Source organism: Rhodospirillales bacterium, assembly GCA_023898765.1.
GTDB lineage: Bacteria > Pseudomonadota > Alphaproteobacteria > Micavibrionales > Micavibrionaceae.
Genome location: CP060238.1, coordinates 293749 through 317232, shown reverse-complemented (window position 1 = coordinate 317232; position 23484 = coordinate 293749). Strand labels below are relative to the sequence as shown.

General features: G+C 51.8%; 19 protein-coding genes and 1 tRNA gene. 6 read left to right on the top strand and 14 right to left on the bottom strand.

Annotated elements, in window-relative coordinates; translation table 11 throughout:
- Positions 1-54 precede the first annotated feature (54 nt).
- The 10 genes from H6853_01565 to radA form a co-directional block, all read right to left on the bottom strand.
- Positions 55-762: a response regulator transcription factor gene (locus H6853_01565; GenBank protein USO03993.1), complete on the bottom strand. Its 708-nt coding sequence runs from the start codon at positions 760-762 to the stop codon at positions 55-57.
- Positions 763-833: 71 nt separating this feature from the next.
- Positions 834-2090, bottom strand: a complete 1257-nt coding sequence (locus H6853_01560; GenBank protein ID USO04561.1) for a bifunctional folylpolyglutamate synthase/dihydrofolate synthase — start codon at positions 2088-2090, stop codon at positions 834-836.
- 79 nt (positions 2091-2169) lie between these two features.
- Positions 2170-3114 (bottom strand): acetyl-CoA carboxylase carboxyltransferase subunit beta, encoded by a 945-nt coding sequence (locus H6853_01555; GenBank protein USO03992.1) that lies wholly within the window; start codon positions 3112-3114, stop codon positions 2170-2172.
- A gap of 38 nt (positions 3115-3152) precedes the next feature.
- Positions 3153-3947, bottom strand: a complete 795-nt coding sequence (locus H6853_01550; GenBank protein USO03991.1) for a tryptophan synthase subunit alpha — start codon at positions 3945-3947, stop codon at positions 3153-3155.
- A complete protein-coding gene (gene trpB / locus H6853_01545) occupies positions 3944-5158 on the bottom strand; it encodes a tryptophan synthase subunit beta (GenBank protein ID USO04560.1) in 1215 nt (404 codons plus the stop codon). The genes H6853_01550 and trpB overlap by 4 nt, the downstream gene beginning before the upstream one ends.
- Before the next feature lie 27 nt (positions 5159-5185).
- Positions 5186-5848, bottom strand: coding sequence for a phosphoribosylanthranilate isomerase (locus tag H6853_01540; GenBank protein ID USO03990.1), 663 nt, complete (start codon positions 5846-5848; stop codon positions 5186-5188).
- Entirely contained in the window at positions 5845-6537 is a 693-nt protein-coding gene (gene pyrF, locus H6853_01535; GenBank protein USO03989.1) for an orotidine-5'-phosphate decarboxylase, read from the bottom strand. Before pyrF ends, H6853_01540 begins: the two co-directional genes overlap by 4 nt.
- Positions 6530-6847 carry a LapA family protein gene (locus tag H6853_01530; protein ID USO03988.1) on the bottom strand — a complete coding sequence of 106 codons (318 nt, stop codon included), beginning with the start codon at positions 6845-6847 and terminating at the stop codon, positions 6530-6532. Before H6853_01530 ends, pyrF begins: the two co-directional genes overlap by 8 nt.
- Positions 6848-6871: 24 nt before the next feature.
- Positions 6872-7204 (bottom strand): integration host factor subunit beta, encoded by a 333-nt coding sequence (gene ihfB, locus H6853_01525; protein ID USO03987.1) that lies wholly within the window; start codon positions 7202-7204, stop codon positions 6872-6874.
- 522 nt (positions 7205-7726) lie between these two features.
- A complete protein-coding gene (gene radA / locus H6853_01520; GenBank protein ID USO03986.1) occupies positions 7727-9127 on the bottom strand; it encodes a DNA repair protein RadA in 1401 nt (466 codons plus the stop codon).
- 257 nt (positions 9128-9384) lie between these two features.
- On the opposite strand from radA, the gene H6853_01515 reads away from it, so the two are divergent.
- From H6853_01515 to H6853_01505, 3 genes are all read left to right on the top strand, one after another.
- Positions 9385-9460: transfer RNA gene (locus H6853_01515), tRNA-Trp, on the top strand.
- A gap of 112 nt (positions 9461-9572) precedes the next feature.
- Positions 9573-10091, top strand: a complete 519-nt coding sequence (locus H6853_01510; protein USO03985.1) for a DUF4215 domain-containing protein — start codon at positions 9573-9575, stop codon at positions 10089-10091.
- 219 nt (positions 10092-10310) lie between these two features.
- Entirely contained in the window at positions 10311-14336 is a 4026-nt protein-coding gene (locus H6853_01505; GenBank protein ID USO03984.1) for a S8 family serine peptidase, read from the top strand.
- A 100-nt stretch (positions 14337-14436) separates the two neighbouring features.
- Here the strand turns inward: H6853_01505 and H6853_01500 are convergent, their stop codons facing one another.
- The 4 genes from H6853_01500 to H6853_01485 form a co-directional block, all read right to left on the bottom strand.
- Complete coding sequence (locus H6853_01500) at positions 14437-15264, bottom strand: molecular chaperone (GenBank protein ID USO03983.1); 828 nt, start codon at positions 15262-15264, stop codon at positions 14437-14439.
- 163 nt (positions 15265-15427) lie between these two features.
- Entirely contained in the window at positions 15428-15889 is a 462-nt protein-coding gene (locus H6853_01495) for a DUF4402 domain-containing protein (protein USO03982.1), read from the bottom strand.
- 305 nt (positions 15890-16194) lie between these two features.
- Positions 16195-16716, bottom strand: a complete 522-nt coding sequence (locus tag H6853_01490) for a DUF4402 domain-containing protein (GenBank protein USO03981.1) — start codon at positions 16714-16716, stop codon at positions 16195-16197.
- Between the two features lie 203 nt (positions 16717-16919).
- Positions 16920-18170: a hypothetical protein gene (locus H6853_01485; protein USO03980.1), complete on the bottom strand. Its 1251-nt coding sequence runs from the start codon at positions 18168-18170 to the stop codon at positions 16920-16922.
- Positions 18171-18193: 23 nt separating this feature from the next.
- Here H6853_01485 and H6853_01480 point away from each other — a divergent pair, with 23 nt between their 5' ends.
- From H6853_01480 to H6853_01470, 3 genes are all read left to right on the top strand, one after another.
- The gene (locus H6853_01480) at positions 18194-20578 is read left to right on the top strand and encodes a tetratricopeptide repeat protein (protein ID USO03979.1); all 2385 of its coding nucleotides are present in this window, start codon (positions 18194-18196) and stop codon (positions 20576-20578) included.
- 284 nt (positions 20579-20862) lie between these two features.
- Entirely contained in the window at positions 20863-23145 is a 2283-nt protein-coding gene (locus H6853_01475; protein ID USO03978.1) for a M10 family metallopeptidase C-terminal domain-containing protein, read from the top strand.
- Between the two features lie 88 nt (positions 23146-23233).
- Positions 23234-23413 carry a hypothetical protein gene (locus H6853_01470; protein ID USO03977.1) on the top strand — a complete coding sequence of 60 codons (180 nt, stop codon included), beginning with the start codon at positions 23234-23236 and terminating at the stop codon, positions 23411-23413.
- Positions 23414-23484: the final 71 nt, after the last annotated feature.

The window sequence follows — 23484 nt, the reverse complement described above, 5'->3', positions numbered from 1 at the left end:
TTGCTGTGCCAGCGCGTCGGCTTGCGCGGCCTGAAGAGCCGCGCAGGAAGGCTTTTAAGCGTCCTTATACCGATACCCGATTCCGTAGAGGGTTTCGATGTGGTCGAATTCGGGGTCGAGGGCTTTGAATTTTTTCCGGACCCGTTTGATATGGGAGTCGATCGTTCTGTCATCTACATAGATATTCTCACCATACGCCATATCAATCAACTGGTCCCTGTTTTTTACATGACCGGGCCGCTGTGCCAGTGATTTGACGAGAAGATATTCCGTTACGGTCAGGTTCACGGGCTCTCCTTTCCAGGCGCACAGGTGGCGGTCGTCATCCAGCGTTAAATTCCCGCGAACCGTTATTTTTTCGCTATTTTCTTCCGGCTTGTTCTGCGCGCTTCCCATAAGCTCCTGTCGGCGTAAAAGCGTGCGAATGCGCTCAATCAACAGCCGCTGGGAAAACGGTTTTGTAATGTAGTCGTCCGCGCCCATACGCAGGCCGATCACCTGATCGACCTCGTCGTCTTTCGAGGTCAGGAAAATGACGGGAATGGAAGAGTGTTCGCGCAATTTGGATAAAACCTCCATGCCGTCCATCCGGGGCATCTTGATGTCCAGGACCACCAGATCCGGGGTGTTCTCCGAAATACCTTTCAGGCCTTCCTCGCCGTCACTGTAGGTTTTGACGTTAAACCCTTCCGCTTCGAGGGCCATCGAAACGGAGGTCAGGATATTCCGGTCATCGTCAACAAGTGCAATATTTTGTGTCATAGCCTCTCCTTTGTACCCCAAATAGGATTAGAGCGCAAAAGCTGCTCTTTCAAGGCAGAAAAAGGGCAAAGCTATGGCTTTGAGAGAATATGGCCCAGAAGATAGAGGGAACCTGTTATCAGGATCCGTCCCGGGGGAAATTTTTCGGCGCTCAGAATGCCGGAGAGGGCGTCTTCAACGGTTTTTGCATGATGCACCTTTTGAAACCCGAGAGGCAGGGCCCTTTCAAAGAGGGCGTCGCTGGAAAAGCTGCTTTTTTCGTTCGGGATTTCCGTCAGCGTAAGACTTTGCGTGTAAGGCTGAAGGGGCGCCAGAAAGCCCTGCGGGTCTTTCCGGGTCACCATTGCAACGATTAAATGAAGGGGTTTGCCGTCCTGCGCGGCCCATTCCTGCGCCTGCTCCGCCAAAGCGTGACCCGCACTATCATTGTGGCCGCCGTCAATCCAGAGTTCCCACTCCGGCGGCAATTTTTTTATCAAGGGCCCGTGTTCCAAACGTTCCAACCGTCCGGGCCATGTCACTTTTTCCAGAGCGGTGGATAAAATTTCTGGACCGGTCTGTTTCGTTTCGATGATCTTCAATGCTGCGAGAGCTGCGCCTGTATTGTAAATCTGGTGCCGGCCCTTGAGAACAGGGAGAGGCAGTAAGACAGACTGGCCGTTGAACGTAAAACGCATCCGGTCTTTTTCAGGTTCAATGGACCATTCGGACCCGAAACGGAAGAGCGGCGCCTCTGGGGACAGGCTTGAGGATATATTGTGGAAAACATCCATGACGCCGGCGGCCAGAGCTTCTTCTGTCTGTTTTCCAATAATGCAGGGGACGCCCGGTTTCATGATGCCGGCTTTTTCCGCGGCAATTTGTTGCAGGGACTTTCCCAGGAATTCCTGATGGTCTTTCGAGAGCGTGGTGATGACGGTGCAGACCGGATCGGGCACAATATTGGAGGCATCCAGCCGCCCTCCCAATCCCGTTTCCAGCAGGCAAAAATCGGCGGGAACCCTTGAAAAAGCAAGGAAAGTGGCGGCCATGAAAAGTTCGAAAAAAGTGATAGGCTCTTCTTCATTTGCTGCAAGACATTCTTCTAAAACGGCAACAAGATTGGTCGTGGAAATAAGGTTTCCGGCCAGACGGATGCGCTCTGTCGCATGAACCAGATGCGGGGACGTGGCAACATGAACCTTGTTCCCTCCGGCTTCCAGAAGTGCCCGAAGCGTTGCAATTGTTGAGCCTTTTCCGTTTGTACCGGCCACATGAACCACGGGGGGAAGGTGCAATTGCGGGTCATTTATTCGGTGCATGAACCGCTTGATGCGGTCCAGAGACATGTCTATTTCCTGATCGTAAAAGCGATAGAGTGTCCGAAGCAGTTCTTCCAGACGTGCTTCGGGGGTTATAAGGGCAGGATTAGCGTCCGGCACTTTTCTTTTGTCCGGCTGAGCCGTTATTTTTCTTTTTGGTATTGTTTTTTCCGTTTGCTGCAGCGCCTTTTTGTTTTTTGGAAGGCGCCATCAAAAGGTCCAGGATTCGTCCGAGCGTCTCCGGCAGGTCATGGCGCGGGCAGACGATATCCACAACGCCGTGATCCAGAAGATATTCGGCGGTCTGGAAATTTTCGGGCAGGGTTTCGTGAACCGTTTCCTCGATCACGCGGCGTCCGGCAAAGCCGATGGTGGCGCCCGGTTCGGAAACGTGAATATCTCCCACCATGGCAAAGGAAGCGCTGACACCGCCGGTTGTCGGGTTGGTAAGCAGGACGATATAAGGCAACCCTGCTTCTTTTACCATATCCACGGCAATGATTGTGCGGGGCATCTGCATCAGGGAGAGCATGCCTTCCTGCATCCGTGCGCCGCCGGAAGCCGGGATGATAATAAGGGCGGCGTTGCTTTCCACGGCTCTTTCCGCGGCTTTTACGATGCCCTCGCCGACAGCCGTTCCCATGGAGCCGCCCATAAAGCTGAAGTTGAACGCCGCGATGACCGTATTTTGGCCGTTTATGGTGCCTTTTCCAATGACCAGCGCGTCCTTCTCCTTGGTCTTGTTGCGGGTGTCTTTCAGGCGGTCCGCATATTTTTTCTTGTCCTTAAAGCCTAAGGGGTCCTGCGGAACCTTGGGCAGGACGATTTTTTCGAATTTTCCTTCATCAAAGAGAAGCTCCAGACGCTGGCGCACCGGAATAAACATATGGTGTCCACAATGGTAACAGACATTTAAATTGGCCGTGAGCTCCTTGTGGAAGAGCATGCCTTCGCAGGATTCGCATTTCTGCCAGAGATTGTCCGGCATCTCTTTCTGGTCTCCGACAATGGAGCGGATACGCGGGCGTATAAAATTTGAAAGCCAGTTCATAGGGCGCTATATGCTCCGATCGGGGGTTTTTTGTCAAGCTAAAGGGCGGCGGACAGCTTTTTGACCTGATCCGAAATTTTGACGGAAAGATTGTTATCGTTTTGATTTTTCTGCATATTTTCGACAATCGCCGATCCCACCACGACACCGTCGGCGATGTCGGCCATTTTTCCTGCATCTTCCGGCGTTTTGATTCCAAACCCGACGAGAACGGGAAGATTGGTCTGTTTTTTAATGCGCTGAATATGGGCGTCCACATCCTGCACATTCGCGGATTTTGTTCCCGTAATGCCAGTGATAGAGACGTAATAAAGGAAGCCGCTTGCCCCCTCCAGAATTTTTTCAAGACGCCGTTCATCCGTTGTTGGGGTCACAAGCCGGATGAGGCAAAGCCCCTCTTCATCGGCGGGTCCTTGAAGCTCCTGCGCTTCTTCCGGCGGCAGGTCTACGATAATCAGGCCGTCCGCACCGGATTGTACGGCGTCTGTCACAAAATTCTCAATGCCATACGCCAGAACAGGATTAAAATACCCCATAAGGATGACGGGCGTTTTTGTATCCCCTGTGCGAAATTGCTGCAGCAATTCCAGTGTGTTCTTCAGGGTCATGCCGTTTTGCAGAGCCCGCAGGGAACTGGCCTGAATGGCGGGTCCGTCCGCCATGGGATCGGAAAAAGGCATCCCTATTTCTATAAAGTCTGCTCCCGATTCAGGCAGTTTTTTTAAAACGGACAGACTTTTTTTTGCGTCCGGGTCGCCGGCCGTTATAAAGGTCACAAGGGCCTTGCGGCCTTCTTCTTTCAGTTTGTTAAAGCGGGCTTCAATCCGGTTCATATTTTCATCCCCAGTTTTTCCGCCACGGTAAAGATGTCCTTGTCTCCGCGACCGCAAAGATTCATCACCATTAAATGGTCTTTTGGCAGGCCGGAGGCGATTTTGGCGACATGCGCGAATGCATGGGAAGGTTCCAGCGCCGGAATAATCCCTTCCAGCTTCGATAGAAGCTGAAAAGCTTCCAGCGCCTCATCGTCCGTAACGCAGACATATTCGATGCGCTTCATATCATGCAGCCAGGCATGCTCCGGGCCGATGCCCGGATAATCCAGTCCGGCGGAAATCGAGTGGGCTTCGGTAATCTGGCCGTCATCGTTTTGCAGGAAATAGCTTTTCATGCCGTGCAAAACGCCCGTCTTGCCGCCGGTCAGGCTTGCCGCATGCTTGTCCGTGTCTACGCCGTGGCCGCCGGCTTCCACGCCGATCATGCGCGTATCCGGGTCGTCCAGAAACGGGTGAAACAGGCCCATCGCATTTGACCCGCCGCCGATACAGGCCACAAGGCTGTCGGGCATGCGGCCCTCTTTCTCCATGATCTGGTCGCGGACTTCCTGTCCGATGACAGACTGAAAATCCCGCACCATTTCAGGATAGGGGTGCGGTCCTGCCACCGTCCCGATCAGGTAATAAGTGTCATGGACGTTTCCGACCCAGTAGCGCAAGGCTTCGTTCATGGCGTCTTTCAGCGTGGATGAACCGGAAGTGACCGGCACAACTTCGGCGCCCAGAAGCTTCATGCGGAACACATTCGGCTTTTGCCGCTCTATGTCCTGCGCGCCCATAAAGACGGTGCAGGGCATGTCAAACAGGGCGCAAACGGTTGCCGTTGCGACTCCGTGCTGCCCTGCGCCGGTTTCGGCGATGATACGGGTTTTGCCCATCCGGCGGGCCACAAGGATTTGCCCGAGGCAATGATTGATTTTATGCGCGCCGGTGTGGTTCAGTTCATCGCGTTTGAGATAAATTCTGGCGCCGCCAAAGTGCCGTGTGGCGGCTTCGGCGAAGTAAAGCGGGCTGGGACGGCCGATATAATCCTGTGCCAGTTTTTTAAATTCGTCCCAGAACCGTCCGTCGGACCGGGCCTCTTTATAGGCCTGCTCTACCTCGAGGATAAGCGGCATAAGGGTTTCGGCAACATAACGCCCGCCATAAGGTCCGAAATGGCCTTTGTCGTCCGGACCGGCACGCAGGGAGTTCGCAGGATGGGTCATGTAAATATTTTCAAGCATGATTTTGTACTAGCGCCAATCTTCGCCCAGTGCAAGTTTCAAGAAGTGTTTGATCTTGTCGGGATCTTTTACGCCCGCGGCCGATTCAACGCCGCTGGAAACATCCAGGGCGTCCGGTTGCAAAATTTCAAGGGCGGTGGGTATATTTTCGGCCGTTAAGCCGCCGGCCAGCATCCATGGTTTTTGAGGAGGATTTTTGCTGCAAAAATCCTGCAGCAATGTCCAGTCGAAGGGCAGGCCGTTTCCGCCGGGGAGGTCTGAAGAGGATTTGTTTTCCCTGGCATCAAAGAGAATCCAGTCGGCAGATGCTTCAAATCCCGGCAGGCAGTCCAGATCGGATTTTGCTGCAACTTTAACGGCTTTGATGAGGGGAAGGCCGAATTTCTTTTTGATCTCCATAAGACGTCCGGGGCTTTCGCTTCCGTGAAGTTGCAGCATATCAAGGCGAACCTCCCGGAGCACCTTTTCCAGTTCCTCGTCGGACGGGTCCACAAAAAGCCCGACGATCCGGACGGTTTGGGGCACAAAACCGGCCAGATAAGCCGCAACGGAAGGATCGATAAAGCGCGGGGAAGGCGGATAAAAGACGAACCCGACAAAGCGCGCGCCGCCTTCTATTGCGGCCGTCAGCGCTTCAGGAGTTTTCACTCCGCATATTTTAACATCGGTCATAGGCTCTTCAAAATTTCTTCCGCCGCCGCCGCCGGATTGTCGGCCTGTGTAATCGGGCGGCCAATCACAAGATGCGTGGCCCCTTCTCTCAGGGCATCCCGCGGGGTCATGCTGCGTTTTTGGTCTTGCTTGTCGGACCCGGCAGGGCGTATTCCGGGGACCATCAGGATGAAATCGGGGCCGCAGGCGTCTCGGACCAGTGCAACTTCTCTGGCGGAACAAACAATCCCGTCCAGTCCGGCCTCCTGTGTTAAAAGGGCCATTTGCCTGACGCGGCTTTCAATGCCTTCCTGATAGCCGATTTTGGCGATAGCCTGTTCATCGAGGCTGGTCAGGATGGTAACGGCCAGAAGCCGTACGCCGGGCGCACAGGCTTCTTTGGCGGCGCGCATCATTTCTAGCCCGCCGGAGGCGTGGACATTCAGATATACGACGCCGAGATCAGATGCCGCGCGGACGGCACCGGCAACTGTGTTCGGAATGTCATGATATTTTAAATCCAGAAAAACGGGCGGACGGCCGCATTTTTCCATGATATTGCGCACTCCTTGCGGGCCGTGGGCGCTAAAAAACTCCAGCCCCAGTTTAACGCCGCATCCTGCGGCGGAGAGGGCGCGAATAAGACTGACGGCCTGATCCAGATCCGGCGTATCGATAGCGCAAAAAATTTTTGGCAGGGTTTCAGTCATCTTTTGGTCCTTCAATCAGGGAGCCATTGAAAATTTCCGCGTTGGCCTTTCCAAGTTCTTTTTCAAGCATCTTAACCGTTTTGCGCAATGTCCGGCGGTCTTTGCGAAGCCGTCCCATGCTGAGCCATGTTGCGATAACGCCTAAAAAAATCCCGATTCCAACCATGCCGAGAGCAAGGAGATAAAGCGGAACATTGGCGGGGTCGTGAAAAGGGCTCCATGTAAAAGAAACCTCCTGACGGTGTGCCAGAGAAAACAAAACCGCCGCGATGATAAGCAGCAGGGAAGTTATCCATTTTAGTATGAGCATCAGCTTAAATTCCCAAAGGGCAGGTTAGAAAGAATCCCTGTCATAAAAGGGATCTTCTTCCGCCTGAGAATCGTCCGTTGTTCCATTCAGCTTTTCGCGGAGCGCTTTGCCGGTTTTAAAAAAAGGCAGGCGTTTGGAGTCAACATGAACGGTTTCCCCGGTCCGTGGATTCCGGCCTGTGCGGGCATCGCGGTGTTTAACCGAAAAGGCCCCGAATCCGCGCAATTCCACGCGGTCATCATTCACAAGCGCGTTCGTGATTTCTTCAAAGACCGTATCTACGACTTTTTCGACATCTCGCAGGAAAAGGTGAGGATTGCGCTCTGCCAGTTTCTGAATGAGTTCAGATTTCGTCATCTCTGATCTTTCATATCTCAGTGAACTTAAGGTTAATCCAAGCATGCCCCAACATAAAGGAGCGCGTCAAGTAAAAATGTTGGCAAAACATTGATTGAAAAGGGTTTTTTGATTCGGCGGTTTTGCGCAAAGCGTTATATTCGGGAGGTTGCGCGATATGGCAGTTTTATGCTTTGGCCGGCGGCAACAGGATAAGCGGGGCGGACCTGTGACTCCGGAGGCTTAATTCGCAATGCTCTTGTTTTGGTGTTTCTTCTTATTCATGAAACGCAGACAAGCTATTTCCTAAAAAAGGTCCGGAGACCCTGTAACAAGGTCTCCGGACAAACGGCGGTAATAGAGGGTGTGTTCCTTGTTTGTATAACAAATATTTCGATATATCAATAAAAAACGAAAAAAAATTATTTTTTCTTTTATAAAACAGAAATTAAATAAAGTAAAAGCTAATATAATACCCTGAACTTTGGTTTTTTATATTAGAAAACATTGTTTTTTCTAAGTTGTTATTGGATTTTCCTAAAACTACGCCGCCCGAATGCCCTTGTGTTTTTCAGAAAACAAGGCCACGAGCGCTTCCAGATGATCGATTTCCTCTACATTCAGGTCTTTCCGAAGCCTTTTTGTTTTTGTTCGGGGGGAACAGGGAATAACGGCTTTTCCAAACCCCAGTTTTGTTGCCTCTTTCAAACGGAGGTCCGGTTGGGAAACGCTGCGCACCTCTCCGGCCAGGCCGACTTCTCCAAAAAAGACGGTGTCGCCCGATACGGGCACGCCGCTGTGGGAACTGACGAGGGCCGCCGCAACGGCCAGATCCACCGCAGGTTCATGCATGCGTATACCGCCTGCGATGTTGAGAAAAATATCGCTGCCGGACAGGGTTACGCCGCAGCGTGCTTCGAGCACGGCTAAAATCATTGCCAGACGCTTTGTATCCCAGCCGATGACGGCGCGCTGCGGTGTGCCGAAAGCGGAAGGTGCAACCAAAGCCTGGACTTCCACCAGCACGGGGCGTGTGCCTTCCAGCCCCGCTAAAACGGCGCTTCCTGCGACATTTTCCTGCCGCTGTGCCAGGAAAAGCTCCGAGGGGTTGGCGACTTCAACCAGTCCTTCGTGCGCCATTTCGAAAACGCCGATTTCGTCCGTCGGGCCGAAACGGTTTTTGACCGTACGCAAAATGCGAAAAGAATGTCCGCGGTCTCCTTCGAAATATAAAACGGCATCTACCAGATGTTCTAATACCCGGGGGCCTGCAATTTGCCCGTCTTTGGTGACATGTCCGACAAAGAGGACGCAAATGCCGCGCCGTTTGGCGGCGCGTGAAATTTCCTGCGCGGATGTTCTGACCTGCGTGACCGTTCCCGGGGCCGATTCCACATTGTCCACATACATTGTCTGAATGGAATCAATGACCATCAGATCGACCGGATGGGCCGGATCGTCCATCGAAGCCACAATATCGCGCACATTCGTTGCGCTTGCGAGTTCGACGGGCGCGGACTCAAGTTCCAGCCGCTGCGCCCGCAAACGCACCTGGTCTATCGACTCCTCGCCGGAGATATAAAGGCAGCGCTTGCCGGCCAATGCCAGCTTGCACACGACCTGCAACAATAAGGTCGATTTTCCGATTCCAGGATCTCCGCCAATGAGCAAAGTTGATCCCGGCACCAGTCCGCCGCCGGTTACACGGTCAAATTCGGGCAGTTGTGTTACATGGCGCGGTTTTTTCTCCGTTTCTTCCCCCTTCAGGCCCGAGAGCTTCAAGCGATGCCCTTTTTTAGAGGACCCGAGTCCTTTGGGGACCGTTCCTTCCGCGATTTCTTCGATAAGAGAATTCCATGCCGCGCAGGATTCACATTTACCGGCCCATTTGGAACTTACGGCCCCGCAGGACTGGCAAACGTAGTTTTTAGATGATTTCGCCATGGCACCTTTCTTTTTTTATTACGGTTTTGAGCGGAAAAAAGAGCGCTTCATGATTTGAACCTAACCCTAAAAACAGAACAAAGCAAGAACAAATATATGCGGTTTTACGCCTGTATCTTTTTCTGGTGCTCTGGCATGTTATTGGGAAGAAGGAGGGGGCTTTGCCCTTTGACGTTGGGGGAGGGGCTTTTGCAGACACAAACGCTTGCCATTTTTATCAACAAACAGTAAGAATGGCAGCGTCTTGGCGGGTCAATAGGGGTATAGCTCAGTTGGTAGAGCGGCGGTCTCCAAAACCGCAGGTCGTGGGTTCAAGTCCCTCTGCCCCTGCCAGTTTGAAAAAGCGTCAATCGCCCTGAAAGGCCAATGGATTGACTTGCTTTTTAAACGGATCTGGCGTGCAATCTATCCCTTGAATGAAGATATTTTAAGGAATGTCCTGCCGATGAAACATGTTTATGTCTGCTTTTTCGCTTTTACCTTTTTGGTTCTGCTCTCGCAGCCGGCTTCGGCGATCAAGAACAGATGTCTGGAATTCAATACGGTGCAAACAAGCAAGTATGTGTGCGGTAACGGGATTTGCGAAACGGGCGAGCAATGCGATGACGGCCCGGATAACAGCGACAATGAGCCCGATAAGTGCCGCCCGGACTGCCGCTTCTACGGGTGCGGGGACGGCGTTACCGACACGGGTGAAGAATGCGATGCATATTTAACCTATAGGGATCCGGACCGTCCGAATGTTTGCCGGAACGATTGCACGCTTCCGCGTTGCGGGGATGGTATTGTCGACGACGCCGCGCCTTATAATGAAGAATGCGATGACGGCAATACTCTGGGCGGCGATGGCTGTTCCACGCACTGCAAAATCTCTGATGCGACACAGAGCGGCGTGAAAGAAATCAGGCCGGAGGGCGGGAGAATTATGCTTCGACAAAAGCCTCTAGGGCGAAAAGACCGTTAAAGCCGGTTCTTAAAGAGCTTAAGGGGAAACTTTTGAACATATTTCACCCTCATGCAGTCTCTCCAGAGAAGGAAAATTTTTGATAATTAATAACCGCAGGGCCTTTTTATCTGGAAACCAAGGTCATACGGAAGTACAGCCGGAAGGACTTGCCCCTTGCGAAATCTTATGTAATTGTTAGCCGCCATATCCGGTAATCTGTAACAGGAGGCGCAAACCATGGTCTCTGATCGTGCTTTCCGTGAAAAGGAAGGTTTGGAATTGATTATACAAGATACGCTGCAAGTGCTCGGTCAGCCATCCGATCCCTTGCTGGCGGACCAGTGGCACACGGGAACGGATACATGGTCGATCAACGTTCGGGACGTTTGGGATGATTATACGGGCGCCGGGGTTCTCGTCGGCATTCTGGATGACGGGTTTGATTATACGCATCCCGATCTGGCGCCAAATTATCGTTTTGACCTGGATTATGATTTTCTTGACAACGACAGCGATGCCCGCGATTCCGAGAGCACAAACAGGCACGGTACGGCCGTGGCCGGATTGATTGCAGCGGATGATAACGGTACCGGAACGGTGGGGGTGGCGTTTGATGCGGATATTGTTGGTTATCGTATGGGATTTGGGAATTATCCTATATCCCAGGTTGTTGATCCGATAAACCGCGCTGCTGATACGGTTGATGTTTTCAGCAATAGCTGGAGTTTTACGTCTGCTTTTTCAGACAATTTCAAACAGGCGGGATGGGAAGGTGTGAGCGGTGCCCTTTTGAATCTTGCGGAAAATGGCCGGGGCGGTTTGGGAACGGTTGCCGTTTTCGCCGCCGGGAATGACCGGGATACAGGCGGGAACGCGAATTATCACAATGTCGGGAACTCTCCTTATACCATTTCTGTGGCGGCAACGGATCAGGACGGAACCTATTCATGGTTTAGTTCTCCCGGCGCAAATCTTCTGGTTACGGCCCCGGGCACGAATTTGCGCACAACCGACAAAACAGGCAGCGGTGGCTATGACAGCGGAGATTTTACATGGTTTGGCGGCACATCCGGGTCCACACCGATTGTCAGTGGCGTGATTGCCCTGATGCTGGAGGCAAACGCCGCTCTGGGCTATCGGGATGTGCAGGAAATTCTGGCCTATTCCGCGCGCCAGAACGATCCTTTTTCTGCAGGCTGGCAATTTAACGGCGCAGGGAACTGGAACGGCGGCGGGCTTCATTTTTCCCATGATTACGGTTTCGGGCTGGTGGATGCCCGTGCTGCCGTACGGCTGGCAGAGACATGGCAGGGTCAAAATACATACGCCACGATGACAAGTATTTTTGCTTCCGCCAGTCCGGCTCTCGTTTTGCCGGATCAGGGAACGGTGATAACGACTCTGGACGTGACGGAAAATGTTACGATCGAACATATCCTGATCAATCTTGATATTTCTCATAGTTGGGGCGGGGACCTGATTATCAAGTTAACCGGTCCCGATGGAACGGAGAGCACGCTGGCCAATCGCGTAAATAACGGCATCTATAGCGGCACGATTGATTTTGTATTCAGCAGCACGGCGCATTGGGGTGAAAACAGTGCGGGAACGTGGACTTTGAATATTCAGGACGCCGCTTTTTTGGATAGCGGCATGTTGAATAGCTGGTCTCTCGAATTTTTGGGAAAGGAATCTTCCGCTGACGACCGTTATATCTTTACGGATGAATTTGGCGCTTTTTCAGGAAGCGATCTCCTCGTGCGGAGCACGATTGCAGATACAAACGGCGGTACTGATACGGTTAATCTTGCCGCGGTGACAACAAACTCAACCCTGGACCTGGCCACGGAGACAGGCACCATTGCCGGAAAAGCTGTTACGATTGCTCCGGGCACGGTCATTGAGGTCGTTTACGGCGGTGACGGGAATGATTTTTTGTCCGGCAATATAGCGGATAATGCTCTTTATGGCGGTCGGGGCAATGACGATCTGCGCGGCGGTAGCGGCAGTGATATTTTATATGGTGAGGCGGGTGACGACGTCCTTTACGGCGAGGAGGAAAATGACATCCTGATTGGCGGTGAAGGCAGTAACGAGCTTTACGGCGGCGCAGGGGCAGATCTTCTTGTGTACCGGGAAAGCGCCCTTGCCGGAATGACGAACCTGATTGAGGGAGAGGCGGGCATTGACGCCTTCCAGATTATACTCACGGCCACGACGCATGCCCTTCAATCCATTCAGGACGACCTTGTTGCGCTTGAAAATGCAATTTCAAACGGGCTGAGCTATACACTGAGTACGCTGGGGCTGACGGTCTCTGGCGTCGAAGCTCTGGACGTTCGTGTCGATCTTGTGGAGCCGTACAAAGTGCCCCTGATCGCTTTGAATGATGACGCGGAAACGGAAGAGGGCCAGGCTCTTACTTTGGACACCATGCTCAATGATTTTATTTTTGATCCTGGCAGCGTTTTTATCAGCGGCATTACACAAGGCGCCAATGGTACGGTTGTTCTCAACCCGGATCATACGATCACATACACTCCTGCGGCAGGTTATGTCGGCGCAGACAGTTTTACCTATACGATTGAGGATGGAAACGGGGAGAGTGACGTTGGAACAGTGGCTTTGAATATATTGCCGGATCCCTCTCCAGCGGCGCCTGAAGAGGACCGGGTGTTCCTGCTGGACCCCGTGACGGTGAACACGTTGCCGCACAGCCCCGAGATGACGATGGGGGGGCCTTACGCGGCCAAGACGATTTCCGTTTCCTTTACGACAGGCGCGGACGTTACGGCGCGGCAGGTGCTTTACGAACAGGGGGGCTATATCCGGGGGATAAACCTGTTTGTCGAAAGCGGGCGTCTTTACCTTGCGGCGTGGAACAAGGGGGAAGAAAACTGGGGCTATAAAGAGCTGGATACGGGGGTAAGCGCGGATACGGCCTATACGGCGACGCTGGTTCTGGACGGCGCGTTTCCGCTGGACGGGACGCTGACGGGCTATGTGAACGGCGTTGAAGTGGGTCAGGCATCGGGCGTCGGTTTGCTGTACCAGCACGGGGGAGATGTCGGGATCGGGTGGATGAAAAACGCCACGTCTTTCCACGGCCAGTCGGCGACGGGAAACGGCTACAATTTTACCGGCGCGCTAGACAAGCTTGCGCAATATAACGCGGCCCTGACGGGCGCGGATCTGGATCAGCTTCATGAGTATATGGCATGGGAAGTCCTGCCGGATCCCTCTCCAGCGGCGCCTGAAGAGGACCGGGTGTTCCTGCTGGACCCCGTGACGGTGAACACGTTGCCGCACAGCCCCGAGATGACGATGGGGGGGCCTTACGCGGCCAAGACGATTTCCGTTTCCTTTACGACAGGCGCGGACGTTACGGCGCGGCAGGTGCTTTACGAACAGGGGGGCTATATCCGGGGGATAAACCTGTTTGTCGAAAGCGGGCGTCTTTACCTTGCGGCGTGGAACAAGGGGGAAGAAAACTGGGGCTATAAAGAGCTGGATACGGGGGTAAGCGCGGATACGGCCTATACGGCGACGCTGGTTCTGGACGGCGCGTTTCCGCTGGACGGGACGCTGACGGGCTATGTGAACGGCGTTGAAGTGGGTCAGGCATCGGGCGTCGGTTTGCTGTACCAGCACGGGGGAGATGTCGGGATCGGGTGGATGAAAAACGCGACGTCTTTCCACGGCCAGTCGGCAACAGGAAACGGCTACAATTTCACCGGCACGCTGGACAAGCTTGTGCAATATAACGCGGCCCTGACGGGCGCGGAACTGGACCAGCTTCATGAGTATATGGCATGGGAAGTCCTGCCGGACGGCACGATTACGGGCACGCAGGGCGATGACGATCCCCTGTCAGGCACAATCGGTGAGGATGTGATCTATGGTCTTGGGGGCAGCGATGTTCTTTATGGCGATGACGGAAAGGATGTCCTGTATGGCGGATCGGAGGCTGACAGGTTTGTATTTGAGGCCCCGTCGGCCTTTAACGATGTGGATGTGATTGGTGATTTTTCTATCGCCGAGGGAGATGCAATTGATATTGCGGATCTTCTGACGGGCTATGACCCTCTCACGGATGCCATCGCGGATTTTGTCCAGATTACGGACAACGGAACGGACAGCTTTCTGGCTGTGGATGCCGATGGCGGCGCGGACAACTTTGTGCAGGTGGCAGAACTCAGAAATGTTATCGGTCTGACGGATGAAGAGGCTCTCGAAACAGCCGGGAATTTAATAACGGCCTAAGACGCGAATTTTTTCCTATATTCCCCTCGTTTAACAGGAAATTTTTGATTTTCCTGAACGGTCTTTTGAAGGGGCGGAACGAAAATTTCCTCTTCAGAAACTACAGGCTTGCGGCTCCTTCAGCCAAGGTCGCCCCTTTGTAATGGGGATCGTCTGGATCGGCCCTGTAGAGGACCTTGACGTTGTTGCAGCTTTTGGTTTCCTGTTTGCTAAGGTCGATTTCGAAATTCAGGAATCGTTTTTCGATTTCTGTATAGACCGATATACCGCGGACCTGCTTTATAACCGTTTCCTTTCCGCCATCCGTGCAGATGAAATCAAAGTCGCCGTAGACACTCCGGTTTCCTTTCCTGTGAAGCGTGAAGGACATATTCAAAAGATCGCCGGATTTTGTCAGCTTTGTATCCGTAATGCTTGTTTCCGCCGTTAAATTTCCATTTCTGACGAAAATCGGAAGTGAAATAGCGGGCTGCACCGCCAGCCGGACGGCCTGTTTTTGTTCGCCGTTCTGGACAGTGTTAAATTTCTCCGGCTTGGTCTCTGTAACAATCCAGAGGTGGGAGCGATATTCGGCTTCCTGCAGGTCTGCAGGGCGCCGGAACAAAAGCCTTATTTGCTGCGATCCTCCCGGCGGTATGCTTACACGGCGGGGGGCGTAACGGATCATGCTGTCTGCCCACAATACGTCCTCAGCGGCTTTATCTCCCTCTTCAAGGGCTTGCAACGGTTTTTTCTCATCCATCCGGTACTTGCGCCAGCCGAGACGGTAAGTCTGTTCTTTTTCTGTATTGTTGATGATTGTCAGGACCTCGCTGCGCTTGTTGCCTTCAAAGATAACGCGTTTAAGGCTGACGCGTACCGCGTGCGCTTCCTGGACCGTGTATAAGAACGTTCCCAGAAGGAAGCCAAAAAATACAATGCCCGTCAAAAAAACGGCTTTTCCTTTAGGGAGGAATGCTCTCCGGCATGGCTGCTTAAATCGTAGTGAAGGCATGGTATGGATCCTTTATTTCCAATATATTATTCAAACAGTGCACGATTCCGAATGTAAATTCAAGGCTTGCAAGATTTAACGGGAAAATGTCACCTGTTTATTGAAAATTTGCGAAAATCCGTGTTGTTCCGACATAGCTGCCGGAGGCCTGTTTTGGTTTTGTAACGAGCGTTGCCCCGACGGCAACAGTAAAGACCTGGTCGTCCACAGAAGGCGTCACCGTTACTTTATTCCCGGCGCCTTCACGGATAAAATTGAAATCGTTCACGCTTACGGATGTCACGCCATTTGTCAGATTTACGACAGAATCCTCGATACTGATGGATATAGGGTGTGCGGCGCCTTTAATAATAAGGCGCCCTGCCTGCGGAACGCCGCCGGCAAGGGAAAGGGAGCTGTTATTGTCAACGATCAGCCTGTTTGCGCCCGGATCCATCCGGGCATGCCCCCCGCGGTCCTGCGTCATTGCGAGCGTCCCGAAATTAAGGGAGGTGCTGACGGTCACCTCAATGGCACGTACCAGACGCGCTTTGATAGGAAGGGTCGCTGTCGCTGCCAAGGCGACTTTGAAAAAATGTAAAGCGCCAAGACAGGACAGGGGAATCATGCTTCCCAGAATAAATCTCTGAAAAGCACTCCTTTTTTTCTTTGCCTCTGTTCTCGTTTTTGGCACGGCGGAATACTTCCTTGCATATACGGGTATATAAATATCGCCTAAGTATCTGTTCCTAGAACCTATGCACGTTATAGTTGTCAGAAAACTCTCAACGAACCCTCTCCGAAGAGTGATAAGAAAGCAAAGCCGTGATGGAATTCCATCCGGCTTCGCTTATCCTTTTCATGCGCTCTTCGGTTAGTAGCGTACTATTGGTAGTTTGCGGTTAGCGTCACCGAACCCGTATATGTCCCGGTTGTCTGACCGGCGCCGACATTCAACGTACCGCCAAGACGAAGACCTGTGTCAGTGGCCGCGACCATCGTGTGTGTCAAAGGACCGGCGGCTCCGTCGAATGTGAAGGAACTTACCGTCATCTTTGCCACACCGCCGACTGTTTCCGTGATGGAAACGTTGGCAGGCGCCGTTACCGTCACTTTAGCTGCCGCTGTTGCTTTCAGGGTGTAACCACCGGCCTGAATTGTACCCCCGATGGAGGTCACGCCACCGCCGGCTGTTCCGGCGTCAAGGTTATCCACCACCATTGTACCGACACCGGCCTCGGTCAAAGACCCGAAATTCAAAGTCCGTGTTTGTGTGATTTGGACGGGCGCCAGAACGATAGCCTGAATTGGAACCCCTGTTGTTGCCGCTTCGACAGGTTGACCTGCAACCCCCAAAGCCAGAAGTGTTGTAGATCCCAGTAATACTTTTTTTACAGAAGTGCGCATCTTTCTTCTCCTTTGTTTGACTTTATTCTAAAGTTGTACGGGCAAAAATCGCCTGAAGCGGCAATGGATATCCTCCCATGAATCATACTATATTAGCTTATCCATTCCCTATTACAAGAGTATGCATTATTTCTTAAGACCACGTTAAGATTTTGAATTAACATAAATTGAGCAATCGACGGTTTCAGGAATTACCGAAAAGATCAAAAATCACGCAAGCGTTTGATTACAGACAATTTTTTTGTTTGTTCTTCTTTCAACTGTTCCAACATTTGATGTGCGCTCGTACTATCCTTTGGGTTAGGCAGCGCCGCATAAAAACGGGAATTTTGTTTCAGGATTTCTCTTTCCGCATGAATGGTTCCGCCAATTTTTTCCATTTCCGGCGCTGATTCGGCCAATAACGAAATTGCGAATTCCAAAATACGGTACATGGAACGCGGGGCGTGCTCCTGAGGAATTAAAATGTGACTTATTTCTGCGCGTTTTTCTGCATGATGGACATTGATAACAGGCATATAAAGCTGAAGATCCGAAAGAGAGTCCGGAATATCTTTTTTTTCGACCTGTCTGTTTTGAGCGTGGATTTTCAGGATTCCCATGTCTCCAAGATCAATCACCATGGGCACGGAACGGATAAAAGGCGCCCCCGTATCGACAAAGCTGTAATGCAAATAAGTGTCCAGGGCATCCAGCGTGCCGTACCTGGCGTAACATCCGCTTTGTCCTTCAACCGGCTGTGACAGGGAAACAGACAGATAGGAAGACTCTTCTTCATAGTTGTTTTGATAGGGTGACCCGCGAAGATGGTGGTCCATAAAATCAATGATAGGCATTAAAACTTTAGCCTTTTTAGCTTCTTTTCCATGAAGCTTGCACCCCAGAAGCCTGTTTTTAAAAAAACTCTCGATAACAAAATCGTCAGACACCATATTCTTTTCAATCTCGTCCCTTATCATGTCTATGTCCACGCCTTCACGGGCACAGGCAAGGGATCTGAGAATATCCGGCGTGCTTCTCAAAGCCAGCCAGGGGCAGGCATCGCGATGGGCGGACAGTTTATCCATGCAGGCATACAGGGCCAGCATGCGGTCCATCAAAACGGCCTGGTCCTTCGTGACGTTCCCGGAACATGCTTTCACCACGATTTCGTTATTCTCAATACCCAGGGTAAATTCATCGTAAGGCAGCAGCAGCGCATGCGGAACTTTCAGGATTTTTCCCTGCACGTCCTTTTTCGTTCCCAAAACGGATAAGGCGCCGTTTTCACAACGAATGACAAGACTCGGGTGGATGTCGCCTCCCTGCGTTTCAATCAGGTTGCAAATAACCTGAAGATGCTTTTCCGCCTCTTGGTTATCACTTTCAATAACGGCCATCGCTTTTCTTTCCAGATACAAAATAGAATATTTACGAAAAGAGAATACAAACATATAGTCGAAGACCACAATCATTTAAGAAAGATTATCCTGTCGTCATGCAAGAACAAAAAGAAGTCACCCTCGAAGATGCTTTCAATATGGCTCTGGGTCACATGCAGCAAAGCAATTACCGCGTAGCGGAAATGATCCTGAAGGACATCCTAAAGGCGCAGCCGGATCATTCCGACAGTTATTACATGCTCGCCTTGGCCCAGTATTACATGGGCAATCTTGGGATGGCTCTTGAAACGATTCAGGGCGCGCTGAAGGACGAAAATCCGGAAGCCGAATGGTGGTGCAATTACGGCATCATGCTGAACGAGACAAAGCGCTACGAAGAAGCGATCGAAGCCTACGACAGGGCGATCGAAATCGATCCGGATTACCCGAATTCCTACTGGAATAAATCTCATGCCCTGTGGCTTCAGGACAGGTTCGAGGAGGCGGAAAAAGCCGCGCGTAAAGGGATTGAAATTGACGGGAGCAGCGCGGAAGCATGGCTTAACCTTGGAACGGCCGTGGTCAAGCTTGGCCGTCTGGAGGAAGCGGCTGAATGCTGGGAAAAAGCGCTGTCCATTAATCCTGATTTTGCCTTTGCATGGAATAATCTGGGCAATGTTTTGCGGGACATGGGCAAGCTCGAAGCATCCGAGGAAAAGTGCCGCAAGGCGCTTGAAATTGATCCGAACTATGCGCAGGCCATGAACAATCTGGGCAATGCGCTTTTGGATTTGGGCCAGGTAGAAGAAGCGGAAGAATGGTACCGCAAAGCCATCGCGCAACAGCCGGATTACGCGGAAGCCCACAATAATTTGTGTATTTCCATGATCCGTCAGCACCGCTATGAAGAAGCGATCGTCAGCGCGCGCTACGCCATTTCCTTCAAGCCGGACTATGCGGATGCGCTGATTAATCTCAGCCATGCCTACCGTTCCATCGGCAGGATGGAGGAGGCCGAAAAAGCGATTCAGAAAGCGTCCGTCTTGCAGCCCGATTCCGCCGAAGTGCATATCGATCTGGCCGATATTCTGTTTATGCAGGACCGTTACGGAGATGCGGAAATCGAGTTGCAAAAAGCCAGAGAGATGAAACCGGATTCTTCCCGTGTTTACCTGAAACTGTCAAACGTTCTGGAACGCGGAAATAAAGTTGAAGAGGCCCTTGAAGCGATTGACAAAGCCATCGAACTTAATCCTGAAATGCCGGAAACATATCTGCGCAAAGGAAACATATGCCACATTTCCAACCGTGTTGAAGAAGCCAAAACCTATTTTGAAAAGACGCTCGAAATGCGTGAAGACATGCCCGCAGCGCTTATCTCTCTGGCGGAACTCTACCAGTCCTTGGGAGACATGGACGCCTCACGGGAATATATTGACCGGGTCCACAAAATAGCCCCGGATACACCGGCCCTTTACCACACGCTCGGAAAGACGAAAAAATTCAAGGAAGACGATCCGGAATTCCAGAAAATGGTAGAGCTGGAGAAAACCGTGGAGCGATACGGGCTCGATCAGGCTGCGGTTTTAAACTTCGCCCTTTTTTCCGCCTATCAGGATATCGGGGATGACCGCAAAGCGTTCGAACATTTAAAAAAGGGAAACGACTACAAACGGAAAACCATTCCGTACGACCGCCAGCAACAGGCGGAAAATTATGAACGTATCAAACAAAGCTACACACCTGAAAATTTGAAGACGCTGGAAGGCAAAGGCTGCCCTTCGGATATTCCCGTCTTTATTGTCGGCATGCCGCGTTCCGGCACGACATTGACGGAGCAGCTTATCTCCTCCCACCCGGATGTCTTTGGCGCCGGGGAGCTCATGGAACTCAGCATGACCGATGCGGAGTACGGCCCTTTAAACGAACAAAACGCCGCCAAAAAAGGGAAGTGGTACGTGGAGCAGGTCAAAAAACGCGATGTCACCGGCAAGGCGACCCGCATCACGGATAAAATGCCGGGCAACTTTTCCAGTCTGGGAAAAATCGTTTCCATTCTCCCCCATGCAAAAATCATCCATTGCCGCCGGAACCCGATCGACACCTGCCTGTCCTGTTACAAGCAGAATTTTGCCCGCGGACAATACTGGTCCTATAACCTTGAAGAACTGGCGGACTATTATAACGACTACCTGAATCTGATGTCTTACTGGCGCGAGGTTCTGCCGGACAAATTTATCGAAATCGACTATGAAGACACCGTCAATACGCTCGAAGATCAGGCCCGCAAGCTGATTGAGTATGTGGACCTTCCGTGGGACGATGCCTGCCTGGAACCGCACAAACAAAAGCGGGCCGTTCTCACCGCTTCTAAAACGCAGGTGATTAAACCCGTTTACAAGACCTCCGTGAAGGCGTGGGCGCGGTATGAGGAGGAACTCCAGCCGCTTATAGACCGGCTGATGAAAGGTCCGGCCAAAGAACTTTTGGAATCTGTATAGCTATTACTGTAGAACTTCAGTGTCCCAGGCCCGGGACTCATTTACTTCACAAAAAATATCTCTACTTCCTGAAGGGGCGAGGGAAAAAGGGAAAAATTAACAGGTCCTGATCCTGAGTTTTCCTACGGCCCACCATGGCAGGAAATCTCGCCGTGAATCAACATCCGTTTGGGAAGCTAACCAATAAATACATAAAACTTGATCTAATCTTAACGCGATCTCAGTTCTTTTCTGCAAAAATTATAGACTGGGAAGGGTCAATAAAGGGTTTTAAGGGCAAAATCTTGGGTACGACGCAGGCAAATACTCTGGAGTCAAGCGAGGACGTGACGGGATGCGGGTGCATGGCCTGTCAGACGGGGTTTCCTCACATGGTGGCCGATATTCAGGCCGATCATGAAACCTTCTTTGTTTTTAATCCTTCTGACTCGCAATCGGCGGCAACGCCGGATCCTATCATCGTTTCCGCCCCCGGTCCGGCGGCGGATCCGAATACGTTCGCGAACTATTTGACGCACGGATTTTGGCAGGATATAGGCGCCAGCAACCGTTCATGGACGCAGGACAATATTACCTTCAGCATCTCAAACGAATTTACGGCTGCGCAGCAAGACGGCATCCGCGCCGCGTTCGATTTATGGTCTGACGTTGCCGATATCGAGTTCACAGAAGTGGCCAGCGGCGCAAACATGAGCGTTCTTGAAGGGGACGATCTTCGCGCTTATTCCAGCTCCACCACATCCGGCACGACGATTATCAGCAATTTTATATCGATTGATACGAACGCTGCCGGCGGTTCCTTCTGGTCGGATTTCAGCGATCTTGGCAATTACGCCCAGATGACCATTCTGCATGAAATCGGCCACTCTCTTGGATTGGGGCATACGGGAAATTATAACGGCAGCGCCAATTATAACGATAATGCCCAGTGGGTGAATGATACGCATCAGATGACACTGATGTCTTACTTCAATGACACGAATGTAGGCAGCGACCATTGGGACAGCTCCGGTCACTGGCAATATTCGGCCACGCCGATGCTTATCGATATTCTGGCGATCCAAAATATTTACGGCGCCGATTATACAACGCGCAGCGGCGATACGACTTACGGATTCAATTCCAATGCCGGGCACGACCAGTATGACTTTTCCATTTCTCAGGTTCCGATTGCGATCTGGGACGGTGGTGGAAATGACACGCTTGACCTGTCCGGCTACTTCCAGTCACAGACCATTTATCTGACCGAAGGCGATTTCAGCAGCGTGGGGTATATGACCAACAACATGGTTATTGCCTACGGCGCCGAAATTGAAAACGCCATTGGCGGCACCGGCGCGGACACTATTTACGGGAACGATCTGGATAACGTCATTCAGGGCGGTTTCGGGGACGACACGATCTACGGAACGATCGGAAACGATACGATTGACGGTCAGGGCGGCACGGATACCGTCAGCTATATGCAGGCCGTTACAGAATTTTCATTTAATTTCATTGATAGCGTTTCTTTCGCCATCACCCACATTGTGCAGGGGTTTACCGACCTTCTGTCCAATATTGAAAACTTTATTTTTAACGGCATCAGCTATACGCGCGCTTTTCTTGAGGCCAATTTCGACACGGCGACCCATACGGGCACTGCCGGAAACGACAAGCTGACAGGAACCGGAAGCAACGAAGAGTTTTATGGTCAGGGCGGCCGCGACACCATTCGGGTTGGCGGCGGCGATGATGTCGCTTATGGCGGCGCCGGAAACGATACTTTTTATGGCAGCGACGGCGCGGATGAATTTTACGGTGAGGACGGAAACGACTATTTCTACAGCGCCGGAGGATCAGACCTTATCAACGGCGGCGCCGGATACGATGAGATCAGATATCTGAATTCCGACGTGGCTGTCGATATCAATCTGGCGGCGGGCACCGTGGACGAAAACCGTGATGGAAGCGTGGATGACACGCTGGTCTCCATTGAATATGCCGTAGGGTCCCGCGCCGATGATATGATCAGGGGAGATGGCGGGGTAAACCGTTTGCAAGGGAACGACGGGAACGACACCATCTATGCCGGCGGCGGAAATGACGGCGTCTACGGAAACGAGGGGGATGATATCATTTACGGGGAAGACGGAAACGACGGTCTTCTCGGGCAGGACGGAAACGATACTATCTGGGGCGGCAACGGACAGGATAATATCAGAGGCGGCACCGGCGACGACATTCTGTACGGAGAGGACGGTCTGGATTTTCTCTGGGGGCAGGCAGGTGCGGATACTTTTGTCTTTGAATCTGCAAGCGCCTTTAACGACATTGATGTCATCAACGATTTCTCTGTTGCGGAAGGAGACGCCATTGATATTTCCGATGTGCTGATCGGATATGATCCTGTCACGGATGCCATCGCCGACTTTGTCCGCATCACGGATAACGGCACGCACTCCGTCCTGTCGATAGACGCGGATGGCGGCGCGGACAACTTTGTGCAGGTGGCAGACCTGTTGAATGTTACCGGTTTGACAGACGAAGCGGCTCTCGAAGCGGCCGGAAATTTGATAACATCTTAAAAAAAGCGTTTTATTATCAAAAATTTTCTGCTAGCACGCTGGTAGAACTTAAGGTCTGATAAAAATTAATTTACTGTAAGGATATAAAATGCCCTCACATGCCCAGCTTGCAGCCAAGCTATTGCGCGATGCCGCTACCTTTTTCAAAACGATTTCAGAGCAAAACCCGCCTCTGAAAGAACAAATGGACGAAAACGCCAGTGTTTTTGAGCAGGTTGCGGATTTGGTCGAAAGCGATCCGACCGGCGTGATTGAAGATCCGGAATAATTTCTCTTTCTTTGCCGTTTCTTGTGTTTATGCGCCTCAAAAGCTAGAATGGGGAGACGATTCACGTTCTT